This window comes from Photorhabdus namnaonensis (assembly GCF_001684335.1).
Taxonomy (GTDB): domain Bacteria; phylum Pseudomonadota; class Gammaproteobacteria; order Enterobacterales; family Enterobacteriaceae; genus Photorhabdus; species Photorhabdus namnaonensis.
In genome coordinates, this window is sequence record NZ_LOIC01000031.1 from 1 (window position 1) to 8,869 (window position 8,869).

General features: G+C 42.3%; 6 protein-coding genes and 2 pseudogenes. All 8 read right to left on the reverse strand.

Features of this window, described 5'->3' with window-relative positions; translation table 11 throughout:
* Positions 1-1,001 (reverse strand): annotated as a pseudogene (locus Phpb_RS06080) (hypothetical protein); the annotation flags it as partial.
* Between the two features lie 20 nt (positions 1,002-1,021).
* Complete coding sequence (locus Phpb_RS06085) at positions 1,022-1,948, reverse strand: DUF4123 domain-containing protein (RefSeq protein WP_065389492.1); 927 nt, start codon at positions 1,946-1,948, stop codon at positions 1,022-1,024.
* The gene (locus Phpb_RS06090) at positions 1,948-3,915 is read right to left on the reverse strand and encodes a type VI secretion system Vgr family protein (RefSeq protein WP_065389493.1); all 1,968 of its coding nucleotides are present in this window, start codon (positions 3,913-3,915) and stop codon (positions 1,948-1,950) included. Before Phpb_RS06090 ends, Phpb_RS06085 begins: the two co-directional genes overlap by 1 nt.
* A 290-nt stretch (positions 3,916-4,205) precedes the next feature.
* Entirely contained in the window at positions 4,206-4,466 is a 261-nt protein-coding gene (locus Phpb_RS06095) for a hypothetical protein (protein ID WP_065389590.1), read from the reverse strand.
* A gap of 113 nt (positions 4,467-4,579) precedes the next feature.
* Positions 4,580-5,623: a hypothetical protein gene (locus Phpb_RS06100; protein WP_065389591.1), complete on the reverse strand. Its 1,044-nt coding sequence runs from the start codon at positions 5,621-5,623 to the stop codon at positions 4,580-4,582.
* Between the two features lie 294 nt (positions 5,624-5,917).
* The gene (locus Phpb_RS06105) at positions 5,918-6,961 is read right to left on the reverse strand and encodes a hypothetical protein (RefSeq protein ID WP_065389592.1); all 1,044 of its coding nucleotides are present in this window, start codon (positions 6,959-6,961) and stop codon (positions 5,918-5,920) included.
* A 181-nt stretch (positions 6,962-7,142) separates the two neighbouring features.
* Positions 7,143-8,159, reverse strand: a complete 1,017-nt coding sequence (locus Phpb_RS06110; RefSeq protein ID WP_065389593.1) for a hypothetical protein — start codon at positions 8,157-8,159, stop codon at positions 7,143-7,145.
* Between the two features lie 21 nt (positions 8,160-8,180).
* Positions 8,181-8,869: pseudogene (locus tag Phpb_RS06115) on the reverse strand (hypothetical protein); the annotation flags it as partial.

The window sequence follows — 8,869 nt, forward strand, 5'->3', positions numbered from 1 at the left end:
TTTATCTTGCAATACGCCGCCCCCATTTGAATGAGATCCAGTTTTGCCGTCATCCCCAGAAAAGGCGCGGCGCTGAAACCCAAAAAATGGGTACGGTCATCCATCGAAGTAGTTCGGTCATAAGCATAAGCCAGCCCAATATTGATGGGGTCCACTTTGAGCTCAAGCAGTTGGTAGCTGCGGGTGCCTTTTGAATCCGGATCGGGCGCCAGGTATTCTTTGGTATAACCCAGCAGTTTTTCCACCCGATTGATGACCTCTAAATTGGGCAGGGTTTTCCTCACCTTATTCACTTTCGCAAACTTCGCCGAGTAATCCATATCCTGAACCGTTAAAGCATATTCGACGTTAATGGCCGTCTGTCGGGTCAGATAAAATGGGTCCGTATGGGTTGTCCACCCACTGCGCAGTTTATTGCCATTTTTAGGCTTGACATTTTCCATCGCCAGACGCGCTTTTTTCTGTTCATCACGCCGCTCCTTTACAGAACGTTCTCCATGAGAAAAATCAAAGCTCAATCCAACCGAAACCATAAAACTGACCGACGGGTAAACCGCTATCGTCGCGTACTGTCGACTCTCCAGGCAACCTTGAGTTATTAACTTATAATAACGCGGCTCACTGTACATATCTGTCGGGTTGGCAAGATTAGATAAATAAAACCAGACACTTTCCAGGTCACTTTCAATCTCAGCGTCTTGCAGTTGATCTTTATAAAATAATGTCACCTCCTGTGGCGCATTAAATTCTAGCGTTTTCTCTTTCTGTCCCCCCGTCAGCACCGCATGATGTTTAGCCGTGTTATTACATTTACCTTCAATCTGTATCGTCCCTTTTTGACCTTTTCCATTATCAATCAGGCTCATCTTAATCGCCGGCTTTTCAGGCCAGACCTGAGTATTCTGACCAAAAGTGACGCTGATTTTATAAATACAGGGGTCCGGGTTGTCGCATGTCATGCAGGCAACACCGGCACGGGATGAAATAGTTTGCTCTACCATATCAATTACCTTTTAATTACCTAATCGGGGATAAAACCCAATTCGCTTTTTAATAATGTTTCCATCCGATAATAACCCGGCCACTGGGGGTCTCTGAGTGCGGTTAACCATGCCGGCGGGATTTGCTCAAACTGATTGATATGTCTCGCCATCAGCAAATAGAGAAACCCGCCAATAGAACGTTCATCCGTAATTTCATTATCACGACAAAAATAAAAACAATCCTCTGCGAAGGTTTTATGTTGAATAAATGTCGCCTCATCCATATAAGCGGGAGAATAATGTGTATCAGGAAGCGGGTTTTTCAATATCCGGTCTGAATGTGCCGACAGGGAGTCGTATGGCAGATCTATGGTACCGGCGCTATTATGGTAATTGACTTCATTAATAAATCGCGTCAGTTTATTAATATATCGTTGTTCGAATAGCTCATTTAACTGAGCATATTGCTTTGTTGTGATCCGCAACATCTTTTGTCTGGAGCATGCCTCTGCGGGAAATTGTTTTCTGGCCGCGTGAAAATTATCTTCATGCTTAACGCCCATCAGAGAAGTGCTAATTTTATTTATCGGCCCCAGAAAACAGTGAATTTCCCAGTCACTGAGGACACTGAGAAACTCCCAGATATTGCGCGGATCATAAAATCGGAAAAATACCGGTTTATCTTGATCGGGTAATAATACTTGAAGATATTTGCGTAAATGCTGACGCAATGTTTTCATATCCGCTTTTGAGTGAAGACAAATCCCCCAACATGTTTGCCATTCCTCTAAATACAGTCCAACTTTTTCTGTCACCTCCACCAGGTAAGGTGCCGCCTTAAGCAGCTCAGGCGGTAAAGATTCGTCATAAAGACAAACCGCAGGGGGATTAAAATTTTCCAAGATAAAAAACAATCGGTATTCAATCGCACCGTCAATGACGACATAATATTTTTCAGCGGCCATCAGTCGTTATCCTCCTTCGGACAGTGTGCAACAAACAAGGAGCCGGCACTGGCGGCAGCTTGCAAAATGACCGGATTCGCCGGGCGCAATAAATCTCCGGGACTGCCCCCAGAGTTCAGATTAATCGATGGACCTTTGATATCGACACCATCAGCATGAATAACGATAAAGCTATTACCTACTTTCAGACTGATTTTGTTGCCACTTTGCACCGTAATATCGCCATTGGTATCAATACTGAGCATACCCTGAACTTTCTGGGCCACATTGCCGCCGGCCTGCAAAGTTTTGTCACCCTCAACCTGAACAACATAGTTCCCGATGGTTTTATGTTCCTGCTGCCCATCAACCGTTATTTTACGGTTATTGGCAATCACCAGTTCGTCATCATGGCCAATACTGGTTGTACGGTTGTAATTAATTCGTTCATCCCGGGAATTAAGCACCTGAATCGCCAGATTCTTCTGAGCATGAATAAATATCTCTTCCCGATCTTTTTCATCTTCAAATCTCAGTTCATTAAAACCGTCCCCTTTATGGGTTTTTGAGCGAATTGACATCTGGGTTTTTGCTATCGGCAGATGGTTAGGCACAACGTTAGTGGCATGATAGGTGCGCCCAATAATAATTGGCTGATCTGGATCGCCATGCAAAAAATCCACCAGCACTTCCTGCCCCACTCGGGGGATAGCGATCATGCCCCAGCGATTACCAGCCCAAGCCTGACTGACTCTGATCCAACAGGAACTGCGGTCATTGAATTCGCCATATTTATCCCAGGCAAACTGCACCCGAACACGCCCGTATTCATCACAAAAGATCTCTTCCCCCTCCGGGCCAACCACTGTCGCAATTTGCAGGCCGTCAATGCGCGGCTTGGGATAAGGTGAAGGACGCCATACCCGGTTACGATCGCCAAAGGTGAAGCTGTTCGTTAAGGTCGTTCCCATTTCACCGAAACGAGATTCATCCGCCTGCGGCTGTCTACCGTAATGGCTGATTTTAATCACCAGCCACAGGGTATTAAATTGCTCTTTCGGATGATCAGTCAGCGTAAACCCTGATGCCGGCGCCAGAGCAAAACAATCACTTTGTGCGCGGCCAAACATAGCGTCAGTGCGGAGTGCTTCCAGACGATATTGACTCAGGCGCTCGCCACGCTCATCTTTAAAGCGCCCGGGAAAATCATAGTAAGTGTAACTGGGCAAATCTGAACGCTGGTGATTAATTTGGCGTTCGTGATAGTAACAGTCAGCCCCCCACCGCGGATTTTTAAACGTACGATCCTTCAACACAATCTTGGCAATCCCGACCTGTTCACGCCAACAGAATCGATTGATACTGCATTGGCTTCCTGTAGCATCCAATTCTGGGTGATAGGGCAATGAAAATTTGTTATTTATCCGATGAGAATCAATGAAAATAATTATCGGTTCACCTCGCTCCTCAGTGAAATCGAAATAATAAAACATCCCTTCATCAGCCAATAAACGCTGGAGAAACGCCAGATCACTCTCATCATATTGCACACAAAATTCCCGTTCAGGATGTTCATAACGCAATTGGCAATAGAAGTTTCTAACGCCATTTTCTTTCAATAATATTTCAATAATCTCAGTCACAGATTGATGCTGAAAAATACGGGAATTAACCCGTAATCCCGCACGCCATAAAGCAGGTTGAATGGTCAAGGAATAATGACTGCGATGACGACCTGTCCTGCTTTGTTCAAACTGAGTCACAATCCCAGTTATACTGCGCTCAGGTTTTCCATCACGATAAACGGTCAGTGTCGCAACATTATCCAGAACATCAGCGAAATTAATATCCGGATCAGCGCTGGTTAATATCGCCTCCAGACAAAATAACTCTGACAGCGCTTCATCTAGAGTAAACTCCACCACGGCAAAAGTTTTCTCCGGGAGAGAGCCGACAGTAAGTGTAAAAATCAATCCTGAATCTGCCATTACATTCCTCCTGATCCCGTGAGGTCGAGGCTCAGGGAATTAAACAGATCATGTAAAACAACCATAATTTCACCCTCTTTTACTTAAATGATTACCGAACATATTCACCGGCAGATTCATTAACCAAACTTTTCCCTGTTCAACATATGAACGGGAGGGTAGGAAATGGAAGAAATAATCAACTTATTTTTTTGAAATAACGATATTTTACTCTAATGAAAAGCCGTGGTTTTGGCGGAAAGTTTCAATATATTGAATGGGTTAGGTTAAAATAAATTATAATGATTTTATTAACCAAAATCGCTGGTCTGAAAACCAGCAATTAATATAAATGAAGAAAACCAAATTATGGAAGCCGTACTGCCGGTACCAAATCCCCGACCTTCCCGAGCCGAATTACGGTTACTGAACCCGGTTACACCATTGGTTTTAATATCACAAAAAGCATACTGAATATCGAATAAACTGCGAATATACAACCGCGGTTCATTTGCACTAGCACCTTGCATTACTATCACGCCTAATAACAGCAATAACAGTTTCAATCTCATTTTATCCTCTCATTCCGGGTAATCCGGTGATAAACGGGATACTATTCAATTTTAATATCAATCAACTCCATCGAGGAAAAATATCGGGTCAAATAACCCGATATTGCTATCCATTAAATTACCTGAACAAAACGACCATTAATTAATGAAAAAATCGGCGCGGTAGTAGCCCAAACTGTTTCCCCATCTTCCTCATCAACGTAATAGTAGGATACCGGAGAACTTCCCGGATCTGATTTATTCACTAGTCTGATCATTTTACCCTGATTCATTATCTGAACCCGGTAGTCATCCCAATCAATTGGCTTCATCCTGAAATTTTTTGCATTGACATTATTATAAATAGGCTGATCAGCAAAAATACTCTCTTCACTTTCACCAGTGGCCCAAGCCCAAGCTTTGAGCGCGATTTTTCGTTGGTCACGAATTACCTGCAAATTTTTTGCCTGATAAGCCTGCCAGACCGCCACATAAGCCTGCTGCAATTGCTGACGTTGTTCTGGGGTATCGGTATAAGGGGTTGCTTTCTCCCATTCCCAATCAGGTAAGCCGCTGATTTTTATATTACGACTAAACCGGTATAAGGTCATATTGAGTGGATATTCTTTCGGATCAAAATACTTTTTCTCTATATGCCCAGCTTCTATTTTTTCTGCCTGTATCACATGACGTACTATCGGTGTGCTAATTGCAGCATATTTAGCTTCATTCACGGGTGTTATTGCCACAGGCTGACCATTTTTATCAATTGCCACTTCAATTGCCGTCAATACTTCACTTTTTTTACCACGCATAGCCGTCAATTCTAGACTACATTTCGCTTCAGGATTAAAACGGTTACGGGTTTCATCTGATAGCTTATCTGAGGAAAACCAACCCAACGCACCAAATTCCAGACTGACTTCATTTTCTCCATTTGCCATTAATAGCATAGCGGCCGTACTTGAAGTCCCAAACCCTCGCCCTTCCCGGGCTGAATCTCGGTTATCCATTCCCGTTACGCCATTGGTTTTAATATCACAAAAGGAATACTGAATATCGAATAAACTGCGGATATACAACCGAGGTTCATTTGCATTAGCGCCTTGCATTACCATCACTCCTAAACTAGACATAGTAATCACGCCTAATAATAGCAATAACCATTTTAATCTCATCTTATCCTCACATTCCGGTGTAACCCGGTGATAAGTGGAATATTATTCAACTTTAATATTAACCAAATCCACAATCCCAGAGTCGTTTTACAAACACCAAACGCTATAAATAAGGTTTCATAATTCCGGCACACATGATTTTCTTCAACCAATTGTTATACATAGAATTATATGTTATGTAGCGTGTGTAAGGTGTAGCACTATTTTGGAAAGTTATTTATCGATGTCACCGACTTTTATTACATTTCCCACCAAGAAAAAATATCGGGTCAAATAACCCGATATTGCTACCCATTAAATTACCTGAACAAAACGACCATTAATTAATGAAAAGATTGGTGCGACAGTAGCCAAAACCGTTTCTCCATCTTCTTCATCAACGTAATAGTAAGATATTGGAGAATTCTTTAAGTCTGACTTATTCACTAACCTAACCATTCTGCCCTGATTCATTATTTTAACCCGGTAGTCATCCCAGTTAATTGGTCTCATTTTGAAACTTTTTTCGTTGATATCACTGTAAGCAGATTGATCGGCAAAAATACTTTCTTCACTTTCATCGGTGGCCCAAGCCCAGGCTTTAAGCGCAATTTTTTGTTGTGCCCTAAGAGTATTTATATCTTTGGCATTATAAGCCTGCCAGACCGCCATATAAGCCTGTTGCAATTGCTGACGTTGTTCTGGGGTATCGGTATAAGGGGTTGCTTTCTCCCATTCCCATTCAGGTAAGCCACTAATTTTTACATTCCTGCTAAATCGGTATAAGGTCATATTGAGTGGAAATTTCCGACTTTTAAAGAATTTCTTATCTTTATGTCCAGCTTCCACATTTTCTGCCTGTATCACATGACGTACCACCGGTGTGCTAATAACGGCATATTTCGCTTCATTTACAGGTGTTATTGCCACAGGCTGACCATTTTTATCTATTGCTACTTCAATTGCCGTCAGCACCTCACTCCTTTTGCCACGCATGGCCGTCAATTCTAGACTACATTTCGCTTCAGGATTAAAGCGGTTACGGGTTTCATCTGATAGCTTATCTGGGGAAAACCAACCCAATGCGCCAAATTCCAGACTGACTTCATTTTCACCATTTGCCATTAATAGCATGGAAGCTGTACTGGCGGTACCAAATCCCCGGCCTTCCCGGGCTGAATCTCTATTATCCATTCCCGTTACGCCATTGGTTTTAATATCACAAAAGGCATACTGAATATCGAATAAACTGCGAATATACAACCTCGGTTCATTTGCATTAGCACCCTGCATTACTACCACACCTAAACCTGACATAGTAATCACACCTAATAATAGCAATAACCATTTCAATCTCATTTTATCCTCACATTCCGGGTAACCCGGTGATAAGTGGAATATTATTCAACTTTAATATTAATCAAACCCACAATCCCAGTGTCATTTTACAATCACCAAATGCTATATCGATATCACCGACTTTTATTACATTTCCCATCAAGTAAAAATATCGGGTCAAATAACCCGATATTGCTATCCATTAAATTACCTGAACAAAACGGCCATTAATTAATGAAAAGATTGGTGCAATGGTAACTAGAACCGTATCACCATCTTCATCATTAACGTAATAAGATATTGGGGAACTCCCCGGGTCTGATTTATTCACCAGTCTGACCATTCTACCCTGATTCATTATTTTAACCCGGTAGTCATTCCAATTAATCGGTTTCATTTTGAAACTTTTTTCTTTGAAATCATTATGAAAATCTTTGTCAGCAAAGATATTCCCTTCACTTTCATTAGTAGCCCTAGCCCAGGCTTTGAGAGCGATTTTTTGTTGATTACGGATAGTATTCACATCTTTTGCATTATAAGCCTGCCAAACAGCCATATAAGCCTGTTGCAATTGCTGGCGCTGTTCAGGTGTATCCGTATAAGGTGTTGCTTTCGTCCATTCCCATTCAGGTAAGCCACTGATTTTCACATTACGACTAAACCGGTATAAGATCATATTGGGTGGAAATGTTCGAATATCAAAATAGTTTTCGTCTTTATGTCCAGCTTCTATACTGTCTGCTTGTACCACACGAAGTACAACTGGTGTACTAATAGCGGCATATTTAGGTTCATCCGCAGATACCGTTGCTACGGGTTGACCATTTTTATCCACCTCTACTTCAATAGCCGTCAGTACCTCACTCTTTTTACCGAGCATGGCTGTCAGTTCTAACTTGCACTTCGCTTCAGGATTGAAATGGCTGCGGACTTTATCTGACAAAGTATCCCGAGAAAACCAGCCTAGTGCCCCGAACTCTAGACTGATTTCATTTTCACCATTTGCCATTAATAGCATGGAAGCTGTACTGGCGGTACCAAATCCCCGACCTTCCCGAGCCGAATTACGGTTGTCTATTCCCGTTACGCCATTGGTTTTAATATCACAAAAGGCATATTGGATATCGAATAAACTGCGAATATACAACCACGGTTCACTTGCGTTAGCATCGGACATAGCAATCACTCCTAACAATAGTAATAACAATTTTAATTTCATTTTTTATCCTTTTATTCCTCTTTACATTCTTGGGAATCCAGTAATAAACGGGATATTATCCATCTTAGGCTTAAAGTTGGGGTCATAACCCATTTCCCACGACGCTGTTTCAGCGCCTGGAACAATATCGGGACGAACCACAGACCGTTCTTCCCCTATCAGGTTAATTCTTAACGGGGATTCTTTGGCTTTTAATGGTCCAGCAATAACCCATTTCCACTTCACCTTAGCTTTAGCCATTGATTTTTTTCGCCCACCTCCCCCCACATCCACGTCTACCTGAATCTCAGTAACAATCCCATTATGGTAGCCAGCCAGATCGATCCCTTTATCATGTTGATCGAGTTCAAAACCCGCCGCCGTTTTTACAGCCACACCCGCTCCTATTGCGACTTCCATTATCATAATATGAGTCTTAAAGGCGACATTCATTTTTCCTTCCAGACTCAATTTCAAATCATTCTTATCACCGGCGTCAAAAGTCCACTGCTTTTGTTTATAAGCGGCACCCAATTGAAAGGACAGATTGCATGCCAAAATAAGGCAACATTCCAGATCTAAATAGTTTTTATCATTTGAATTCCTGCGAGCCAGCGCCTCCCTGAATTTGGCTGCCACACTCTTTATCTTGCAATACGCCGCCCCCATTTGAATGAGATCCAGTTTTGCCGTCATCCCCAGAAAAGGCGCGGCGCTGAAACCCAAAAAAT

Bases quoted from the DNA above. Each gene is read 5' to 3' on its own strand.
- Phpb_RS06085 (WP_065389492.1), bottom strand. From the start codon at position 1,948: ATGGCCGCTGAAAAATATTATGTCGTCATTGACGGTGCGATTGAATAC.
- Phpb_RS06100 (WP_065389591.1), bottom strand. From the start codon at position 5,623: ATGAGATTAAAATGGTTATTGCTATTATTAGGCGTGATTACTATGTCT.
- Phpb_RS06105 (WP_065389592.1), bottom strand. From the start codon at position 6,961: ATGAGATTGAAATGGTTATTGCTATTATTAGGTGTGATTACTATGTCA.
- Phpb_RS06110 (WP_065389593.1), bottom strand. From the start codon at position 8,159: ATGAAATTAAAATTGTTATTACTATTGTTAGGAGTGATTGCTATGTCC.
- Phpb_RS06090 (WP_065389493.1), bottom strand. From the start codon at position 3,915: ATGGCAGATTCAGGATTGATTTTTACACTTACTGTCGGCTCTCTCCCG.
- Phpb_RS06095 (WP_065389590.1), bottom strand. From the start codon at position 4,466: ATGAGATTGAAACTGTTATTGCTGTTATTAGGCGTGATAGTAATGCAA.